The sequence below is a fragment of the Corynebacterium sp. NML 120412 genome (genome assembly GCF_002285155.1).
Taxonomy (GTDB): Bacteria; Actinomycetota; Actinomycetes; order Mycobacteriales; family Mycobacteriaceae; genus Corynebacterium; species Corynebacterium gottingense.
In genome coordinates this window covers 293,317-311,411 of record NZ_NSGL01000001.1, presented here as the reverse complement: position 1 = coordinate 311,411, position 18,095 = coordinate 293,317, and the positions used below count along the sequence as shown (strand labels likewise).

General features: G+C 61.7%; 13 protein-coding genes and 3 pseudogenes. 3 read left to right on the top strand and 13 right to left on the bottom strand.

Features of this window, described 5'->3' with window-relative positions:
• Window positions 1-64: 64 nt before the first annotated feature.
• The 6 genes and pseudogenes from CKJ84_RS01335 to CKJ84_RS01305 all read right to left on the bottom strand — a co-directional run bounded on the left by CKJ84_RS01335 (window position 65) and on the right by CKJ84_RS01305 (window position 7,305).
• The gene (locus CKJ84_RS01335; RefSeq protein WP_070421284.1) at window positions 65-949 is read right to left on the bottom strand and encodes a serine hydrolase; all 885 of its coding nucleotides are present in this window, start codon (window positions 947-949) and stop codon (window positions 65-67) included.
• Window positions 946-1,827: a LysR family transcriptional regulator gene (locus CKJ84_RS01330; protein WP_070421285.1), complete on the bottom strand. Its 882-nt coding sequence runs from the start codon at window positions 1,825-1,827 to the stop codon at window positions 946-948. Before CKJ84_RS01330 ends, CKJ84_RS01335 begins: the two co-directional genes overlap by 4 nt.
• 522 nt (window positions 1,828-2,349) lie before the next feature.
• Window positions 2,350-2,908 (bottom strand): annotated as a pseudogene (locus CKJ84_RS01320) (NADPH-dependent FMN reductase).
• A gap of 701 nt (window positions 2,909-3,609) precedes the next feature.
• Window positions 3,610-4,953, bottom strand: a complete 1,344-nt coding sequence (locus CKJ84_RS01315; protein WP_231699088.1) for a hypothetical protein — start codon at window positions 4,951-4,953, stop codon at window positions 3,610-3,612.
• 1,542 nt (window positions 4,954-6,495) lie between these two features.
• Window positions 6,496-6,825, bottom strand: coding sequence for a hypothetical protein (locus CKJ84_RS01310; RefSeq protein ID WP_095545702.1), 330 nt, complete (start codon window positions 6,823-6,825; stop codon window positions 6,496-6,498).
• A gap of 171 nt (window positions 6,826-6,996) precedes the next feature.
• On the bottom strand, window positions 6,997-7,305 hold the full coding sequence (locus tag CKJ84_RS01305) for a helix-turn-helix domain-containing protein (protein ID WP_024058948.1): 309 nt from the start codon (window positions 7,303-7,305) through the stop codon (window positions 6,997-6,999).
• Window positions 7,306-9,144: 1,839 nt separating this feature from the next.
• On the opposite strand from CKJ84_RS01305, the gene erm reads away from it, so the two are divergent.
• Window positions 9,145-9,999: a 23S ribosomal RNA methyltransferase Erm gene (gene erm, locus CKJ84_RS01300; protein WP_016456425.1), complete on the top strand. Its 855-nt coding sequence runs from the start codon at window positions 9,145-9,147 to the stop codon at window positions 9,997-9,999.
• Window positions 10,000-10,069: 70 nt separating this feature from the next.
• Here the strand turns inward: erm and CKJ84_RS12415 are convergent, their stop codons facing one another.
• From CKJ84_RS12415 to CKJ84_RS01285, 3 genes are all read right to left on the bottom strand, one after another.
• On the bottom strand, window positions 10,070-10,423 hold the full coding sequence (locus tag CKJ84_RS12415; RefSeq protein ID WP_016423158.1) for a type IIL restriction-modification enzyme MmeI: 354 nt from the start codon (window positions 10,421-10,423) through the stop codon (window positions 10,070-10,072).
• A gap of 636 nt (window positions 10,424-11,059) precedes the next feature.
• The gene (locus CKJ84_RS01290; protein WP_005291011.1) at window positions 11,060-12,952 is read right to left on the bottom strand and encodes a cation-translocating P-type ATPase; all 1,893 of its coding nucleotides are present in this window, start codon (window positions 12,950-12,952) and stop codon (window positions 11,060-11,062) included.
• Window positions 12,949-13,308, bottom strand: coding sequence for a helix-turn-helix transcriptional regulator (locus CKJ84_RS01285; RefSeq protein WP_095545701.1), 360 nt, complete (start codon window positions 13,306-13,308; stop codon window positions 12,949-12,951). The genes CKJ84_RS01290 and CKJ84_RS01285 overlap by 4 nt, the downstream gene beginning before the upstream one ends.
• 339 nt (window positions 13,309-13,647) lie before the next feature.
• On the opposite strand from CKJ84_RS01285, the gene CKJ84_RS01280 reads away from it, so the two are divergent.
• A complete protein-coding gene (locus CKJ84_RS01280; protein WP_005291014.1) occupies window positions 13,648-14,622 on the top strand; it encodes an NAD-dependent epimerase/dehydratase family protein in 975 nt (324 codons plus the stop codon).
• Window positions 14,623-14,891: 269 nt separating this feature from the next.
• Here CKJ84_RS01280 and CKJ84_RS01275 read toward each other — a convergent pair.
• The 3 genes and pseudogenes from CKJ84_RS01275 to merA form a co-directional block, all read right to left on the bottom strand.
• A pseudogene (locus CKJ84_RS01275) lies at window positions 14,892-15,281 on the bottom strand (peptide chain release factor I).
• Between the two features lie 192 nt (window positions 15,282-15,473).
• The gene (locus tag CKJ84_RS01270; protein ID WP_095546369.1) at window positions 15,474-15,824 is read right to left on the bottom strand and encodes a hypothetical protein; all 351 of its coding nucleotides are present in this window, start codon (window positions 15,822-15,824) and stop codon (window positions 15,474-15,476) included.
• On the bottom strand, window positions 15,821-17,242 hold the full coding sequence (merA, locus tag CKJ84_RS01265; protein WP_095545700.1) for a mercury(II) reductase: 1,422 nt from the start codon (window positions 17,240-17,242) through the stop codon (window positions 15,821-15,823). The genes CKJ84_RS01270 and merA overlap by 4 nt, the downstream gene beginning before the upstream one ends.
• Before the next feature lie 98 nt (window positions 17,243-17,340).
• Between merA and CKJ84_RS01260 the strand changes: the two genes are divergently transcribed.
• Complete coding sequence (locus tag CKJ84_RS01260) at window positions 17,341-17,730, top strand: heavy metal-responsive transcriptional regulator (protein ID WP_005290994.1); 390 nt, start codon at window positions 17,341-17,343, stop codon at window positions 17,728-17,730.
• A gap of 46 nt (window positions 17,731-17,776) precedes the next feature.
• On the opposite strand, the pseudogene CKJ84_RS12665 reads toward CKJ84_RS01260, so the two are convergent.
• Window positions 17,777-18,022, bottom strand: a pseudogene (locus CKJ84_RS12665) (alkane 1-monooxygenase); the annotation flags it as partial.
• Between the last annotated feature and the right edge of the window lie 73 nt (window positions 18,023-18,095).

The window sequence follows — 18,095 nt, the reverse complement described above, 5'->3', positions numbered from 1 at the left end:
CGACTTCCGGCCAGTCGGGAGACGAATATCGCCTGCTCGGCGGGGTGTTCTCCGGTGGGAAATCTCAGCGCGACATGCGCAGTTCATCGACGAGTAACCGGGCGATGCGGCCGATCGCGGCGTCCGCGGCCGCGAGGTTCGGGCCGCTGCGGGCTGAACGGGTGATCACGGCGACGACGATGGGTGCCTCCTCGTCGACGGCCACCACGGAAACCTCGCCGCGCACGGGGCCGATCGTCCCGGTCTTGCCGTGGAAGCGCACGCCCCCGGCGGGGAAGCCGGAGGGGATCCGGTGGCCCCACACCTGCTGCCCGAGCACGGTCCGGGCGAAGGCACGGGAGACCCCGGTGAGATCCGGGCCCGTCCAGATCCAGTCCAGCAGGCGGCACAGCTGGCGTGGGGTGCTCACCGAGCGGTAGGTGGCCGGATCCTGGTGGACCCGGGGGTAGGAGACCAGCAGCCGGATCGCCTCGCTGGCCGCGGAGCCGTCCTCTGGAAGGGCCGGGAGTTCGGACTCGGTGGTGCCCGGGGCGACGATCGTGGTGTCCTCGAGATTCGCCAGGGAGACGACCTCCCCGACCAGGCCCGGTGGGAGACGCCGCTGCAGCACCCGGGCGGCGATGCTGTCGGAGAGCACCACCATCTGACGCACCAGATCCCGCAGGCTCATCGTCACGGGATCGGCGAACAGCCCCACTCCCGGGGTCCCGACCGGGCCGTCATCCGTGCTGAGCGTCACCGCGTCGAGCGGATTCAGCAGCCCGCGGTCCACGGCTAGGCAGAAGGCGGCCAGGAGGTGGACCTTGTACATCGACGAGATGCTGGTCTGACTGTCGGCGCCGACCCCGACGCCGGCCGCCTCTTCGCCGACCGGGTGCGCCCAGCACCAACCGTCACAGCCCGCGGCGACCAATTCGGTGCCGATCCGGGCCCGCAGGCTCCTGGTCATCCGGTCTCTCCCAGACGCCCGAGGGAGCGCCGCAGGGCACGGTCCACGACGTCGCGCAGATCCCGCTTTCCGACGGCCCCGCCCCGTTGCGGCGGCACCACACACCGCAGCCGCAGGTGGAAGGCCGTCGGCATCGGGAACGCGGGCAGGCCCCCGAGTTGATCGGGGGTGAGCAGCACCATCGCGCCTCCGGCACCGAGCCGCGCGGCCAGGGCCGTCCGGTCCGGCCACAGCTCGGTCTCCGGGTGCAAGCCGATGGTGAAGAAGGCGTCGGCCAGGCGTCCGGCGGCCGCCGGGCTGACGGCGGCGGTGTTGTCCAGCAGGGTGTGTCCCCGCAACGCCGCCCAGGTCGCGGGCTTTTCGGCGGGCCCGGCGAGCAGCCGGGGAACCTCGTGCAGCTGCCCGCGAGACAACTCACCCGTCGGCGCCGGGTCCTCGATGACGGCACAGTCCAGACGGCCCTCGCCCACCCGGGTGACCAGCTGCGACACCTCGGCCGTGTGCACACTGACCCGGCCGACGTCCCGCAACGCGGAGGTGAGGTCGAAGGCGATGCCCGGCGGCACCGAGGGGGCCAGCCCCACGCGTACCTCGGCCCCGGCGTCGGTGATGGCGTGGGCCATGCTCTGCAGTTCCGTGGCGTCCCGGACCAGAATCCGGGCCTGCGGGAGCAGGGACCGGCCGGCCTCGGTGAGGGTGGCACCGGTGGCGGAGCGGCGGATCAGGTCGAGGCCGAGATTCGACTCCAGACGTTTCAGCCCCTGGGACACGGGGGACTGGGTCAGCCTCAGCCGCTCCGCGGCACCGGTGACGCTGCCCTCCTCGGCCACGGCGACGAAGTACTCCCAGTGCCGGAGGGAATTCGGTCGAGTTGTCATGTGCCCCGAGCCTAGTGGAGGGGACTCTGACGAGCTGAGCGAGGTACGGGGAACAAGGGCTCACCGGGCCTGTCGTGCAGCGGATTGCCGTGGTGGGTCCAATTCAGGCGAAGATGCGTATGACAGCCGAACCGGCACCGTCCCGGGCCAGGGGAGAGACCCCTTTTCCCACGGCACCAGAACTGATCTGTGCGAGGGGGAATCGGCGAACTTCAGCTACCTGACCGCCACCCTGGATGCGTCCATCCGTGGAGCGGGACCCGCGGTCGGGGAGTGGCCGGGCAGAATCCACCGGGTGGAACCCCGGTCCCCTTCGAGGACGACCCCGACCTGACGGACAAGCGGTTTACGGGCAGTGGAGGAGATCCTCGACTGAGAGCCGCACGCCCGAGGTGGTCCGGGAGATGCGGGGCAATCCGGAAGAACTCGAACGGCTCGGCATTGAGGCGAGCAACGAACGACAACGCGGCGGGAAACCACAGGTTTCTCGCCGCGTTCGGCCTGGTTCAGACCAACTACCGGTCAGCCGCGCAGCGTCTTGAGCGCCTCCGACCAGGCGGTGACCTGGTTGAACACATCGGTGAGAGCGCCGGTGGCGCCTTCGGTCGGGGTGAACTTCGACATGTCCTCGAAGTCGGAGCTGAAGGGCAGGAACACCTGGGCGCGGACGTCGGCCATCTGCAGTTCCGCGGCGATCAGCCGCCACGCCTCCACGGAGCGGGTGCCGCCGGCGCTGCCGTAGCTGACGAAGCCGATGGCCTTGTTGTTCCACTCCGCGTACAGGAGGTCCACGGCGTTCTTCAGTGCGGCGGGCACGGAGTGGTTGTACTCCGGGGTGACGAAGACGAAGCCGTCGTAGGAGGCGATCTTCTCGGCCCAGGCCTTGGTGTGATCCTTCGAGTACTGGCCCATGGCCGGGGGCATGGGCTCATCCAGCAGGGGCAGGTTCTGGTCGGGCGATGTCCACGAGCTCGAACTCGGCGCCGCCGTGCTGCTGCGCGTGCTCGTGCACCCATTCGGCGACCTGGGGTGCCAGGCGGTTGGGGCGGGTGCTGCCGACGATGATGGCGATGCGGGTCATGGTTTTACCTCCGAATAGTGGTGGTGGTGACATTCCCGTCTCCCACGCTAGCTGTACTTCCCCGTGACGTTGTGAACGCGTTGCAGGGGGAGTTAACCCTCCGATAGCAGTGTGAGCCCGGTTGCAATTGTAATCGTGGATGAACCCCGCATACGCTGCGGGGTTATTTTTTCAACCATTTCACACGCCAATTTGCTGCGAATCACTTGTGCAGTTTTACGGTGCAGTGGTGCGGTGCTTTTACTGGCGTTTCTGCTGCGCAACTCACTGCACTATGTAGTGTCTGTGACATTTCATTAACACGTAGGTTGCACTGTGTATTGGGCACCCATTTCATCGACACGTTTACTGCGCAATCAAATGCCCTGTCACTTTAATGACATGTGAATTGGGCAGTGAAGTGGTTTGTCATCCTATTGACACCTTTACTGCGCAACAGGATGACAACGACATTCTGCAGGTCTGTGTGCTGGCATGTTTGCTGTGCAGCACATGCGCCGTCGTACACACCGACGCGCTGCGCAATATCTCCGCCACTTAACCGGCCAATTCGCTGCGCAACGTAGTGACACTTGGCCCCGCTTAGCCGAGATTTCTTCGATTTTCGCCGAATCTCAGCGGTTTCATACCGCAGATGACCGACGACGCCGACGGCGCCCTGTACGGCCCGCAGACGGGCGTGCAGAGCGCATGGTGAGCTGCTAAAGCTCCATACCGCCGTCACGATCACGCTGCTGTTGCTGCTGGCGGCGCTTCTCGATACGCTCGCGCGCACGTTGCTGCGCCCCGCCCTTCTTGCCTGAGGTCTGCGACTGCTTGAACAGCGTGTAGCGCTCAAGCAGCTCCGGGCTGCGATGCAGTTCTTGCACCAGGAACTTCTTGTCCAGATGCTCCAACTGCTGTCCTGACTTCACCGCTTCTTCGATGATGATGGCTGCTTCATCTTCGGCGTCCGTGTGCGCGTTGCGGCGGATCTGATCAGCCTCATCGCGGGCATCCGTGCGCGTTACTGCAGCGTCGCGCGTGGCCTCGTCGCGGATGCTTGTGGCCTCATCTCGTGCTTCGCTGCGGATCGTCTCAGCGTCGCGCTCAGCCTGCTTACGGGCCTCGTCGGCTTGGCGTGTGATCGACTCCGCTTCGCTGCGGGCTGCGGCTGTAATCTCGCCCGCCTTGGCCTGTGCAGTCTCTTCGGCTCGTTCGAGCAGCTCGTCTGCTTGCGCTTCGGCAAGGCCCATGGTCTGCTCGGCTTCTTGCTTGGCCTTCTCGCGCGCGTCACTGCGGATCTGCTCGGCTTCTTGCTCTGCCTTCTCACGTGCCTCGTTGAGCACACGCTCGGCAACAGCGCGAGCCTGTTCTTCGGCGTGCTGCAACACACCTTGCGCTTTTTCGTTGGCAGCTTTTGCCTGTTCAAGTTCTTTTGCTGTTTGCTCGCGGTCACGATCAATTGCGTCCATATCGCGCTGCACGGATCGCTTCTTGACTTCCACATCATCCTCGCGCTTGGCGAGGTCGCGCTCCCGGTCTTGTTGTTCTGCGTAGCGTCCGAGGTTCAACGACTCGTCATGCCGCTCGGAGACTTCCAGTTCCACCGGATAGCCCAGCGAGTGCATGTGTTCGCGCAGGCCCCGTTGCGCGTCGATGAACTTCTGGTTACCCGAGATCTGCTTGCCCTTCTTCGGGCCGGATGTGTACCGCACTGAGGTGTCAGTGTTGTACGCGATGCCGGGGCGGCAACGGAGCTTGTCGGGATCTTCGGGCTTCGGTGAGAACGTATCCGCCTGGAACTGGATGTGTGGCGTTGATTCGTCGAAGTTCATATCACCGCCAGCGACTGCGTCGATACCGCCGGGAATGAAGTTCTCGGCGAGCCAACGCATTGACTCTTCGGGGTACATCATTGCTTCTTCGTAGTCGCGGGCTGCATAGCGCGGACGTTTCACTTCGCGCCCGTCCACCTCACTGGTGTAGTAGTCGGGGATCTCCTTGCACATCGACTTCGGCAGATACACGACGAACAGCGACGTCTCGAAACTGTTCTTCTGCACGCGCACTCCGTCCATCCGAGGCGTCTACGGCCGCCACAGGGCCGTACAGCCGCTGCCACAAAGATGAACCAATCGAGTCGCGGCGCTACACATTTGCATCAACAGCTGCCGCTGGATCTGCTGCGAGCGGGCGCTCGCGAAACACACGTCGCTGGCGGTGTCTGTTACATGCGCTTGCGCGCATATGGCCGCCGCGAACGTGATACGTCTGCACCGATAGTGTGCTTGTAGCACGGGCCGATATGGAGTGTGTTACTCAGCCCGTGTCGTTGACCCCCGCAGCAGCATCAACACCGCCTTGCGGCGGATGGCTCGCTGCGGGATGTTCACCACCCTGCAATGACCGCCTAGCGGCGGTGCCAGAGTGCAGGGTGTGGCTGTGCGCACCACGTTAACGATGTCGGTCTTGCCGTTCGGTTCGACGCCGTGGCACGTTCGCAAGCTCACGTTGCACACGGCGTGCGCGATGACGCGGGAAGACGCCGCAAGCGGCGTTTCCACCCGTCATCGGCCCTTACTTTAAGACCGACATACAACGACTGACGCCGTATGTGGTGCGCACAGCGTGGCGACCTGCAGATTTTGTGTAGGCACCATGTGCGCTTCGCGCATCAACGGGCCGTTTCGGGTAAGGGTCGAAGACCGCATAAAGACCCGAAACACGCAGGTCGCAGCCCCCTTCTGTGTCAAAACCCCTATATGTTTGTCGTTATAGGGGTAGAAGGGGGAAAAGGGCATAAGGGGGTGCGACGCCTCCGCTGCGCTCCGGCGCTCGGCATAGCCGAGGCACTGCACCGGGTATTACTACTCGCTGGCGCTCGCATAACCCGGTGCCCGGCGCTGGCGCGCCGCCCCTCATAGCCCCAGACTCAGACCTCGCTCGCTCGGTCTGGCTGGGTCTACCTTTCCCTCCGCTGCGCTCCGGTCAAGGTGCCCAATAGTGCAGCTGGCGCTGCACCTTGTGTGATGACCCATGCTTTACGTCACGACACTGCCGGCAATCCGATATATCTTGTCGATATACAGTCGGATATGCCAGCATCTGTGTGTCGTGTTTGGGTCATCACGAAACGCTCCATCACGGCAAGCGTGCCGTGATGAACATCAACGTTTCTACCGACGCGGCATGATGCGGCATGCGCCGCATACCATCTGCCGTCGCGGTTGCATCTTCAGCAGCACAGCTGCTGAAATCTGCTCTGTCCACGCTGCTGTCTTTGCTGCACCCACGGCCCCGTCTTCGGCATATTTCAAGTCCACACAAGACTATGCCGGCCAGAACCGCGCATAACAGCAGCGCGACATACCGCCAGCCATGTGGCGGATGATCCAGGCGACGGGGCAGACGTGTATATGCCCCGTCGCCGATACCGGCGCAAGCATCGTGACAGTGTCACGTGTAGCGGTGCCGCAGCCACCCGCACACACGCGAAAACCCCGCCCTTGCGAGCGGGGTGTGTGGCGACATCAAACGTGACGGCTGTACGTCGTCACGCCGCGTGGCCGTACACACATGAGGTGATTGCGTGTACGGCTAAAGGGTTAGTCGGGTACAACTTCTAGATGCCGCTTCGGCTTACTGCCCTCGGTGCTCTCAGGCGTGTCGCCGTCACCGTTCTCAGGTGTATCGCTGTCCCCTTCGGTGCTGGCGGACTTGTCACCGTCCCCTTCGGTGCTGGCGGACTTGTCACCGTCCCCTTCGGTGCTGGCGGACTTGTCACCGTCGAGATTCACCTCGAACTCTTCGGCATACTTGCGCAACTGCGCAAGGCGCTCCTTTGTCGCTTTGTGTGCACGGCGCGCCTCGTTCACGGTATCTTTTGCTTGCTGCTCATCGCGCAGCGCTGCTGCGTAATCGTCTCTGAAAGACATGGTTTGTTCTCCTTGGTTGAATGAACTGTTTATTTGGACTCGGGGCACGACGGTGGAGCGCGCGTGTGTAGTAGCACGGCCATCACCCATCAGCCCTCGCACTCAGTTCAAGACCCAGCCTGACTAGCTGAGCTAAGCGGCGGGATCTCGTCGTAGGCGGGTTTGTCCGCATTAGTGCTTCACACCGCCCAGCACCGTGACGAGCTGCTGGCGCTGCTCATCTGTCAGTTGGGGCGCTGCATTCACGACGGCATCGACGAAGCCGTCGAATAGCTGCGGGGCAGGGCGGCGTGCGGCCGCGAGGTAGGCGTCGAGATCGTCTTGGCGAATCCGATAGGCGGTGCCGAAACGGTGGAATGAAAGACGGCCCTCTTTAATAGCTTTTCGCAACGTGGACTCGGAGCCGACGCCGAGATCGGCGAGTTCCTGCAGCGTGTAAAAGCGTGGCGCGACGGCGGTAGTCGTGTCCTTTTCGGACATAGAAAAACGCTCCTGGGCAGATTGATCTGTCCCGGAGCGGGGTGCTTTACCGGCTTGCTATTCAGGCGGCTTGGAGTGCCGTGCTCAACTCGCTAGAACGGTGGTCTGCCGTCCCATCGCTTTACGGGAGCGCTTACTCCCTACCTGACCGCTTTTGTGGTTGGCAATGCCGTTGCCGACCGGTCTATCTCGTCGGAGGAACCGCGCCTATCACGGTCGAGAGGCTGTCTCTTTATGAATTATCCTCGGGGTTATCCCCCGTATGCGGCTGGCTAAACCAAAAACGAATTAAAACGCCACATACGGTCTGGGGGCCATCGTACGGAACTTATGCGTCGCGCACAATAGCCTGCGACCTAATCTTTACGAATCGAACCGAGCACGTTTCTACACGCCACGTGGCACGGCTGGGGTGTTGTGGTGGGGCAGCTGTTGTGTGGCGGCATGGTGACACGCAAGGGGCGCGCCTTTTTGTGACCTGTGACACGTCTATAGTGTGCTCGTTTCGTAGTTTTGACCTCGTTTCGTAATTTGCCGATCAAAATACGAAAAAATTACGAAACGCTCTACCTGCGGTTTCGTAGAACTACGAAAATCGGAAAACCAAATTACGAAACACGCGATAACGCTGTGACCTGCACAGACACGTCACATTTCGGGGATGTTTCGTAATTTTGCGGCATTTCGACCCAAACCTTTTAAGGGAGAGACACAGACACACATTACGGGCACATGTCTACGACATAGACCGTCCTCATTGAGGGCACGCTGCAGGGGTTGTAGCTATGTGACACGGCCGGGATGCTGCGTCACGGTGACACGCAAGGGGCGCGCCTTTTTATGACCTGAGACACGTCTGTAGCGCGCTCGTTTCGTAGTTTTGACCTCGTTTCGTAATTTGCCGATCAAAATACGAAAAAATTACGAAACGCTCTACCTGCGGTTTCGTGATTTCCGCAAACGAAAAGAACAAAACTACGAAACACGCGATAACGCTGTGACCTGCATAGACACGTCACATTTCGGCGGTGTTTCGTAATTTTGCGGTATTTCGACCCAAACCTTTTAAGAGAGAGACACAGACACGCATTGCAGGCACATGTCTACGACACAGAGCGTCCTCGTTGAGGGCACGCTGCAGGGGTTGCAGCTATGTGACACGGGACACAATCGCAATCAAGGTGTCTCTTCTTATTTAGATTTTCTTCAAAAAGTGGAAAAATTACGAAACGAAAACCATTTACGCTGCTCAACGTATGTTTTTGTGTTTCGTAGTTTTGTTCTTTTCGTTTACGAGATTACGAAATGACCCGCAAATACCTACCGTGACCTGCGGTGATGTGTTTCGTATTTTTCTGCGTAATTTCACGTCGCCCGAAGCAGACACCCTGCCGTGTGCTTGCTGCAGGGCTGCGGCCGTCCCTCCATGTGGAGCGTCAGTGTCGATGCTGTAACTTAAACGTACATACATTTGTGGCGCTCTCGTTACGTGTCTGTGCATTGCCGAGCTCTTTACTGTTGTGTGTGGGCGCGCAGCCGTAGTGTCCGTGCCACTCCGAGTAGGGCGCGTCGTACCCCAAACCCATGTTCAATTAAATTCCAATCCAGAGAGGTCTTGCACTGTTGCGGTGCGGTTGTCTTCTTTCTCACCGTATTGGACCCTGCGAAATTAATTGGATACGATAGGCCCATGTTGATTTCAGGTTCCGTTTTCATGCGGCCGCTCACCAGCCGCTAAGGCGGTTTTCTCCCTCCCGCAGGTTAGAAACCGCTCCGGTCCTTTAGCCGGGCGGCCATTTGCCATGCCCGGCTCCGTTTCAACTCCACGGAGCACACCTGATGTCTACATACGGATACGGCCGTCACGAACATGGCCAAAATTTTCTCACAGACCACAAGATCATCAACTCCATCGTCGATCTTGTAAAACAAACCTCCGGCCCCATCATTGAGATCGGGCCAGGAAGCGGTGCCCTCACTCACCCGATATCCCACTTGGGGAGGGCAATAACGGCAGTTGAGGTAGACGCAAAACTAGCTGCCAAACTCACAAAAAAGACCGCCTCGGCGTCGGTCGAAGTGGTCCATGATGATTTCCTCAACTTCCCGTTACCCGCCACTCCCTGCGTCATTGTGGGAAACATTCCCTTTCACCTCACCACTGCCATTCTTCGAAAGTTGTTGCATGCGCCGGCATGGACTGCCGCTGTACTCCTCATGCAGTGGGAAGTCGCTCGCCGCCGGGCCGGGGTAGGTGCAAGCACGATGATGACAGCTCAGTGGTCCCCATGGTTCACGTTTCACCTTGGTTCCCGAGTACCAAGGTCTGCTTTCCGGCCACAGCCAAACGTTGACGGGGGGATCTTAGTGATCCGCCGGGTGGGTGACCCGAAGATCCCGATAGAGCAACGCAAAGCCTTTCAGGCGATGGTGCACACCGTTTTCACCGCCCGGGGACGCGGGATAGGGGAAATTCTCCGAAGGGCAGGGTTGTTTTCATCACGTTCAGAGACACAATCATGGTTGCGCTCGCGAGGAATCGACCCCGCAACCCTACCTCCCAGATTGCACACCAGCGACTGGATCGATCTCTTCCAGGTGACTGGTTCCTCTTCACCGCGCCATCGGCCCATTTCACAATCGGGAAGTAGTCAACGCCCTCCTCAACGGAAAAATCGAGGCCGGCGGCGGTAATCCCCCCACCACCAAAACCGAAATCCACCAGTAGTAGTGAACGACCCATGTTCGTCTACCGTGAGCCGCGTTATGGCAGTGACGTGTTCTCGTCGGGCACAGTCATAGTTCCCGGCGTTGCCAGCGACAGGGTTCTACACCCAGCAGCGGGACCGATCAAAATCACCCGCACGGGGAACGACCCTGCTGGTGGTTTCGATTTTGATGAAAGCGAGGAGACATAGCCCCTCGCCAACTCCCCGTAGCTGGCGAACAGTAGCTCCTGGCGCTGGCGCTCGTTGGTGAGTTTGCGTGCCACATCGAAAGCCTTATCGACTTCCCGGTCCAAGTTGTTGTGGGCCTTGAGCAGAATTGGGTCCATCGATAACGGGTTGTAGTGCTCCGCGAGTGACCGCTGGGGGTGCCGCTCGCGTGCCCGCAGCACCAACTGTCCAGCGTCGATGATTCGCTGCTGCGCCTTCTCATCTAGTTCACACAGAGCTGGTCCGCAGTTGTAGCTCCCGATGTACTCCGAAAAACGGAAAAAATAAATAGTGGGGATACATCAACCTTCCACTTTCCATTCTTCCGGCTCAGAGTATTGAGGGGTCTGGGACCGGGTCCGTAAACCCTTTATGTTTTTCGCGCACAGCGGTTCTTAGCGACGCACCCTATAGGTTTTCCGCAGAACCTATATGTGTTTCTGTGCACCCCCATATGTTGTCTGTTTCTAGCGGTATTTCGTTGTACTTTGCGCATCGAATAGTTATTTATCGACGACACTCCGTCGAGTTCAAGTTCAACGTGTAACGCGGGGTGTTAATGACGCTTCGCGTTATTGGGGGGGAGGTTGAAGAGCGCTGTCTCTAACTCCGGTTTTCGTTCGGCCTCGGTCCATTCCGCTACCTCGTGTGTAGAATCTGCAAGCGGTATCGGGCCGTTGAACTATTAGGTTCACCCACAGTTCCCGTGCCTGCACGCATCGAGAAGGACCAGGTGGTGAACTCGAATGACTCGCCTGGTCCAACGTGTGTGCGCTCGGCGCGTGGTTTAACTCTTATAAGACTTGCCGGTCACAGCCTCAGCGTTTCGCTCGTGCAGCCCGCAGGCCGTTCAAGATCACGATGACTTCAGCGACTTCGTGAACCAACACGACGGCGGCCAGGCCCAGCACACCGCTGATCGCCAGTGGCATCAACACGATGATGATGGCCAGAGACAGCACGATGTTCTGGTTGATGATCCTGCTGCCTCGGCGGGCGTGCTGCAGCGCCTGCGGGATCAGCCGGAGGTCGTGGCCAGTGAAGGCGACGTCAGCGGACTCGATCGCGGCGTCAGAGCCGGTTGCTCCCATCGCAATGCCCACCGTCGCGCCCGCCAGTGCCGGCGCGTCGTTGATGCCGTCGCCGATCATCGCCGTCGGCGTCTTGGAGGAAAATTCGGCGACGATGCTTGCCTTGTCCTCAGGGCGCAGCTCGGCGCGCACGTCGTCGATTCCGGCGATTTCAGCCAGCGCCCGGGCGGTGCGAGTGTTGTCGCCGGTGAGCATGCTCACTTCCACATCGTTGGCGCGCAGGGTCTGCACGGCTTCGGGAACCTCGGGACGCAGCTCGTCGCGGACACCGATCGCTCCGGCGAGAGCGTCATCGACGGTGACTAGGACGCAGGTCTGGCCTTCGGACTCCATGCGCTCAACGTCTGCCTTCAGTGGCCCGGCGTCGATCCACCGGGGGCTGCCCACCAGCACCCGTCGGCCTTCGACGGTGCCGCTGATGCCGTGCCCGGCTTCCTCGCTGATGTCCTGGGCGGCGGGCGCTTCGGGCCCCGCTGCCGCGATCGCCGCGGCGAGGGGGTGCGTCGATTGCTGCTCAACTGCCGCCGCGAAAGTAAGCACCTGCGCCCGATCAAACCTGTCTGCCGGGACCACGCCGGTAACCTCGGGCTGGTTGCGGGTGAGGGTTCCGGTCTTGTCCACCGCCAGGTGACGGATGCCGCCGAGCCGCTCGAACGCCGCGCCAGACTTGATGACCACGCCGAACTGGCTGGCCGCGCCGATCGCGGCCACGACCGTCAGCGGCACGGAGATTGCCAGCGCGCACGGCGACGCTGCGACCAGAACCACCAACGCACGGGTGATCCACGTCTCGGGGTCGCCCAGCAGCGAGCCGATCACGCCGACTAGCACCGCCAGGATCATCACCCCGGGCACTAGGGGTTGGGCAATCCGGTCGGCGATCCGGGCGCGGTCGCCCTTTTCCGCCTGCGCCTGCTCGACCAGGTCCACGAGTGTGGTCAGCGAGTTGTCCGTTCCAGCTGCGGTCGTCTGGACTTCCAGCACACCGGCGGAGTTGATCGCTCCCGCGGGCACCTCGTCGCCGGGCGCAACCTCCTCCGGAATGGATTCTCCGGTGATCGCTGAGGTGTCAAGGCTGGAGCGCCCAGACCGAATGATGCCGTCCGTGGCGATCCGCTCTCCGGGGCGCACGAGCATAAGCTCGCCAGCCGCGAGGTCCTTCGCTGCGACCTCGACCGACGTGCCGTCGCGCAGCACCGTCGCGGTCTGCGGTACCAACTTCAACAGTGCCCGCAGTCCGCCCTGCGCCCGGTCCATCGCCTTGTCTTCCAGCGCCTCGGCGATCGAGTACAGGAACGCTAGCGCCGCGGCCTCTCCGACGTAACCGAGGATTACCGCGCCGACCGCGCTGATGGTCATCAGCAAACCAATGCCGAGCTTGCGCTTCGTGACAAGGTTTCGGATCGCGTCGGGCGCGAACGTATACGCCCCTAGCAGCAGGCCGACCCAGAACAGTACTGTCGCGGGTGTCGCTAGCCCGGACCAGCCCAGCGCCAGGCCTACGCAGAGGGCTACGCCGGAGAAGATCGGCAGTAGCAACTCGGGGTCCTTCCACCATGGCCGATCGAGTTCTTCGATCTCCGTGGCGGGTTCGTGTTCGCATCCACACGCCGAGCTCATGCGTCCTCTCCCTTCTCGCCGCAGCCGGGCACCGAGCACTCAGGGTCGATGCACGGGGCGTTTTCGTCGGCAGCCAACGTCGCGTTCACCAGCGCGTTGAGCGCTGCCGCGAGGTGCGGATCGGCGATTTCGTAGCGTGTCTTGCGGCCCTCCGGCTCGGCAACGACGATGCCGCAGTCACGCAGGCAGGTCAGGTGGTTCGAGACGTTTGAGCGGGTCAGGCCCAGGTCGCGCGAAAGTACGGCCGGGTAGCTCGGGCCGTCGAGTAGTGTCATCAGGATTCTGGAACGCGTCGGATCCGCCATGGCCCGGCCGAGCCGGTTCATGACGTCGAGGCGTGAAGCAATAGTCAGCATGTGCTAAACAATACATCGTGTGCTGAACTATTCAAAGTGTGCTGAACTGACAGTTACGCGAAGGTCCTGCGACCTGCAAGAATTAGTCGATGGGATAGCAGATGACTGATCCTTTGTGGTTCGGCTGCCACCCAACGCGGGAGCGACGTGGGTGGCGAGGTTCTCGAGAAAGTTACTTTGCAACTACATACCGTGGAATTTAAGTTCAATGTGTAGGTTAGCCGAATAAGAAGCTCTGGCAGATGGTGGGGTAATCCTGCTCTGACATCTTATTCCAGCTTGGATGCGCTGGGATTAGGACTGGTCACGTGTGAGAAGGTTTCGTGTACAACTAGGGACATGAACTTTTTGTTGCTCGGTGGTACCGGTTTCCTTGGAGGGCACATTGCGTTTGCAGCAGTCGAGCGAGGACATCAAGTTACTTGCCTCGCGCGGGGTAACGGGAAGGTTCCCAACGGAACCGAATTTGTGAGTTCAGACCGTGACCGTGACGGTGCGTACGATGAGGTTGCGGGGAAAACTTGGGACACCATTGTGGATCTGACGAGTCAGCCGAAGCATGCGCGGGATGCGGCGGCGAAACTCCAGGCCAAGCATCGTATATTTGTGTCTTCGAGCAGCGTATATGAGGATCAGGGAAGTATTTCTTCCGAGTCTGATTCTGTAGTCGCTCCGCTTGAAATTGACTACATGGAGAACATGGGGCAGTACCCAGCCGCAAAGTCTGCTTGCGAAACGACTTATCGAAGCACAAATCGGTCGGTAATGGTAGTTCGACCCGGTCTGATCGCCGGCTACGGCGACGAAACAGGGCGCAGTGGTTACTATCCGTGGCGCTTCGCGCATCCCACGGGTGAGAACGTGATCGTCCCAGACCCGGCGTTTCCCGTCGCTATGATCGATGTGAAAGACCTTGCAGGCTGGATAGTTGAGTCCGCAGAAGTCGGGACTTTCGGAACCTTTAATGCTACGGGGTTTGCTACTTCCTTGTCCGATGTGTTCAAGATTTCGCGGGAGTTAACCGCATCGGAGTCTACGGAGCGACCTTGCTCTGATGAACTGCTTCTCGCTAATGATGTAACCCCGTGGATGGGCCCAAAATCGTTGCCGTTGTGGGTACCAGGTGAACAGTTTCGCAACATCGCGCTACTCGATTGCACCGCAGCCTACGAAGCGGGCCTGCGGATTCGCCCGTTGAAAGAAACATTGGCGGATGCGCTGCGATTCGAAGAGGAACAACACGGTGAAAGACTTGCCGGGCTCAGCGATGAAGAAGAAGTCGTGCTTCGCCAGCGGTTAGAAGATGGTATTTAGTTTCGGCACCAACAGTTCTAGCTGCAGCCAGGACCGTGCTCAGTTGGTTTTCGTTCCGCGACTGACTGTGAGAATGAGTCCGAATCTGGCGTGAGGGCAACTTCGGCGGTGCCAGCTCTTCGTGACGGGGAGCGATCTAGCCTGCGGAGGTTGCCTTTCCGAGCAGAAAACGCCTTGCGGCACACTTTTCAGGTTTCTCGAATCGCTTACAACTGAGTGAGGTAGCCTTCTTTCGCCACTCCGTCGAGTTCAAGTTCAACGTGTAGTGCTTAACCTCTGCGATGAACTCTTTGATCCCGGGACGTGATGAGGACTGGGGCTATTGTGCTCCCCCGAACGCTACGGCCCGGGGGCACGAGGCTGTGTCGCAGGTGCAAGCGAGAGGACCACTAGCGAAACACAGACCGCTGAGTCGACGCAGTCACGGTAAAGACGGAGCCGTCTAGGCGGTGCTCGAGGTTGCGCGAGATACGGTGACGCTGGGCGTCGGTAAGCGATGCGCATTCGGCGACATCGATGGAAAGCTGGACTTTGCCGTCCGTCGTGTTGACGCCCTGGCCGCCCGGAGTCGACGATTTCGCGAAACGCTCCGCGAGATCGGCGGCGATGACCGCACCGTCGGGGATCCCCGGGCCGGGCGCTATGGTCATGTCGTTCATGCCGCCCAGCCTAGGTGCCCACAACCCTTTCTCGTCTCGGCGGAAGCGGAGACCGCGTCGCGACGGCCGGGATCCAGCCTCAGTATTATCCTCGTTACCGGTTGATTCGAACGCTTTTTGCTCCTCCTTCTCCCGTCGGGCTTCGATTTTAGCGGCCTCCGCAGGTGGCAGTGATCGCTGGATCCGCTCGAACTACCGGTTCCGATCAGCGGTCGAAGGATTTTCGCAGCAGCCAGACCTGCGGCGCCGGTGCCGCCGCCGTAGCCTGACGAGCATCCCTGCCATGACGGCCATCACGACGGCGGTCCCGGCACCGATGATCCAGGGATTACCGAGGAGCCCACCGACGGCTGCGAGTGCTCCGCCCGCCGCGATGAACGGCAGGCCGCAGCAGAGCAGCGACGGAAGCGCGCAGCATGCCAGCAAGAGCAGCCCGGTCACTGCAGCGACGACGGGACCGGCGCGCCATTCGTCGCGGTCCTGATCGGCGCTCATCGTCTGCTTCAGGCTGAGATCTCCCCGATTGCCTGCGTTGCCGTTCATGCGCAGCACGACAGCAGCGACGGGTCGGTGGTGAAGGCCTTCGCGGCGATCCGGATGCCCTCGGCCATGGTCAGGTAGGGGGCCCAGGCGTTGACGACCTCGGCGACGGTCCTGCCGAGCACGTGGACGCCTGCGGCGGCGAGCTCCCCGGCGTCCTTGGCGACGGCGGTCAGGCCGAGGATCTCGTTCGTCTCGGCGTTCACGACGATCTTGATGAACCCGCGGGTGTCGCGGTTCACCAAGGCGCGGGGCACGTGGTGCAGGGGCAGGACGCGGCAGTCGCAGCGGATCCCCGCGGCGAGGACGTCCTTCTCGGTCATCCCGACCGCGCCGATCGCGGGCCCGGTGAACGTCACCCGCGGCAGGCGGGCGTAGTCGACGGACCGGTCGGCGTCGGCGAACGCGTTCTCGGCGACGAGGGTGCCGTGGTGGGCGGCGACGTAGACGAACTCGGGGTGCCCGGTCACGTCGCCCGCGGCCCAGACCCGCGGGTTCGAGGACTGCAGCCGGTCGGAGACGACCACCTCGCCGGAGTCTCCGGTATTCACCCCGACCGCATCGAGGTTCAGGCCATCGGTGACGGGACGGCGTCCGAGGGCGACCAGGACCTGGTCGGCGCGGAACTCCTGCGAGCCGCCGGACAAGGCGGCGGTCACGACGGCCTCGCCTCCCGTGCCGCGGGAGACCCGGGTGGGCACTGCGCGGCTGACGACGCGGATGCCCTCGTCGGCGAACACCTCCTGGAGCGCCTTCGACACCTCCGGCTCCTCCTTCGAGGCGAGCCGGGACCGCACGAGCAGCGTGACCTGCGAGCCGAGGCGGGCGAACAGCTGCGCCTGCTCCAGGGCGACGTAGCCGCCGCCGAGCACCAGCAGCGACTCGGGGACCTCCGTCAGCTCCATCGCCGTGGTCGAGGTCAGGTATCCGGTCTCCTCCAGGCCGTCAATCGGCGGTGCCCACGGGCGAGAACCAGTCGCGACCAGGTAGCGGTGGGCCTCGATGGTCTCGACGCTTCCGTCGGATCCGGCAACATCGAGAACCGGCGCATCAGGGGTGCCCACGAACGAGGCGTCGCCGCGGAGGACCTGCCAGCCGTAGGAGTCGGCCACGTCGGCGTACTTCTCGCCGCGCAGCGACTCCACCAACGCTTGCTTCCCAGCGATCAGCGCGGGCATGTCGACGGGATCCGCCGTCGTCGCGATCCCGGGGAACCGGGTTGCGGCGTCGACCGCGACGTGCCGCGCGCCGGCCGCGGCAATGAGCGCCTTCGACGGGACGCAGCCAGTGTTCACGCAGGTGCCGCCGAGCGTCCCGCGCTCGATCATCACCACCGACTTCCCGAGCGTGCTGGCGCGGATCGCAGCGGCGAACGCGCCGCCTCCCGATCCGATGATGGCGAGATCGTACTTCGTAGGCATCGCTACTCCTGTCAACTCTTGGCTTTCTGCTCTGTCTCAGCCATACTGGACCTTCCAGTGCAGGGGAAGGTCAAGCGCGGCCACGGAGGGAGACAGCAATGTGGATCGGAGAACTCGCCGAGAGGGCGGGCACTACCGCGAAGACCCTTCGCTTCTACGAGGAACAGGGCCTTCTGCCCCCGACCGAGCGCACGCCGTCCGGATACCGCGACTACGCGCCCGAGACGGTCGCTCGGATCGACTTCATCCACCGCGGCCAGGCCGCGGGCCTCACCCTCGCCCAGATCCGCCAGATCCTCGACATCCGCGACGGCGGCCATGCGCCCTGCGAGCACGTGCGCGACCTGCTTGACGTGCGCCTCGCTGAGATCGAGCAGCAGATCGCGCAGCTCTCCGTGCTGCGCGACACTATCGCGGACCTTAGCCAGGACGCCGCGCACCCGGATCCTGAAACGTGCAGCACCGATCAAGTGTGTAGGTACTTGTAGACGGCGGGAGTCAATGACTCAAACGCTACAACCCCGATATGCGCTAGCGCATGTCGATGCCGCCGGTGCCCACCTCGATGATCTTGGTGGTGGCCGCGATAGCACACAGCAGCGGCATCGGGGCGGAGGCCTGCAGCGCGAAGTGGTGGACTCGGAAGGACGCGTTGTTCACGCCGATTTCGTCCGCAGCCTGGGTGATCTCCAGACGAGTCTTGGCGATCTTTTCCGCAGATGGCCCGCACTAGCTGCCGAAGGCGTAATGCCCGAAGCTTAAGAAGCCGAACGCTTTCATTGGACAACACTCCTTTTGATGGTGTTAACGAGAGGGAGTAACTTTGCAACGACATACCGTCGAGTTTAAGTTC

Bases quoted from the DNA above. Each gene is read 5' to 3' on its own strand.
- CKJ84_RS01270 (WP_095546369.1), bottom strand. From the start codon at position 15,824: ATGAACGGCAACGCAGGCAATCGGGGAGATCTCAGCCTGAAGCAGACG.
- CKJ84_RS01310 (WP_095545702.1), bottom strand. From the start codon at position 6,825: ATGTCTTTCAGAGACGATTACGCAGCAGCGCTGCGCGATGAGCAGCAA.
- CKJ84_RS01330 (WP_070421285.1), bottom strand. From the start codon at position 1,827: ATGACAACTCGACCGAATTCCCTCCGGCACTGGGAGTACTTCGTCGCC.
- CKJ84_RS01335 (WP_070421284.1), bottom strand. From the start codon at position 949: ATGACCAGGAGCCTGCGGGCCCGGATCGGCACCGAATTGGTCGCCGCG.
- merA (WP_095545700.1), bottom strand. From the start codon at position 17,242: ATGCCTACGAAGTACGATCTCGCCATCATCGGATCGGGAGGCGGCGCG.
- CKJ84_RS01260 (WP_005290994.1), top strand. From the start codon at position 17,341: ATGTGGATCGGAGAACTCGCCGAGAGGGCGGGCACTACCGCGAAGACC.
- CKJ84_RS01305 (WP_024058948.1), bottom strand. From the start codon at position 7,305: ATGTCCGAAAAGGACACGACTACCGCCGTCGCGCCACGCTTTTACACG.
- CKJ84_RS01280 (WP_005291014.1), top strand. From the start codon at position 13,648: ATGAACTTTTTGTTGCTCGGTGGTACCGGTTTCCTTGGAGGGCACATT.
- CKJ84_RS01285 (WP_095545701.1), bottom strand. From the start codon at position 13,308: ATGCTGACTATTGCTTCACGCCTCGACGTCATGAACCGGCTCGGCCGG.
- CKJ84_RS01290 (WP_005291011.1), bottom strand. From the start codon at position 12,952: ATGAGCTCGGCGTGTGGATGCGAACACGAACCCGCCACGGAGATCGAA.
- erm (WP_016456425.1), top strand. From the start codon at position 9,145: ATGTCTACATACGGATACGGCCGTCACGAACATGGCCAAAATTTTCTC.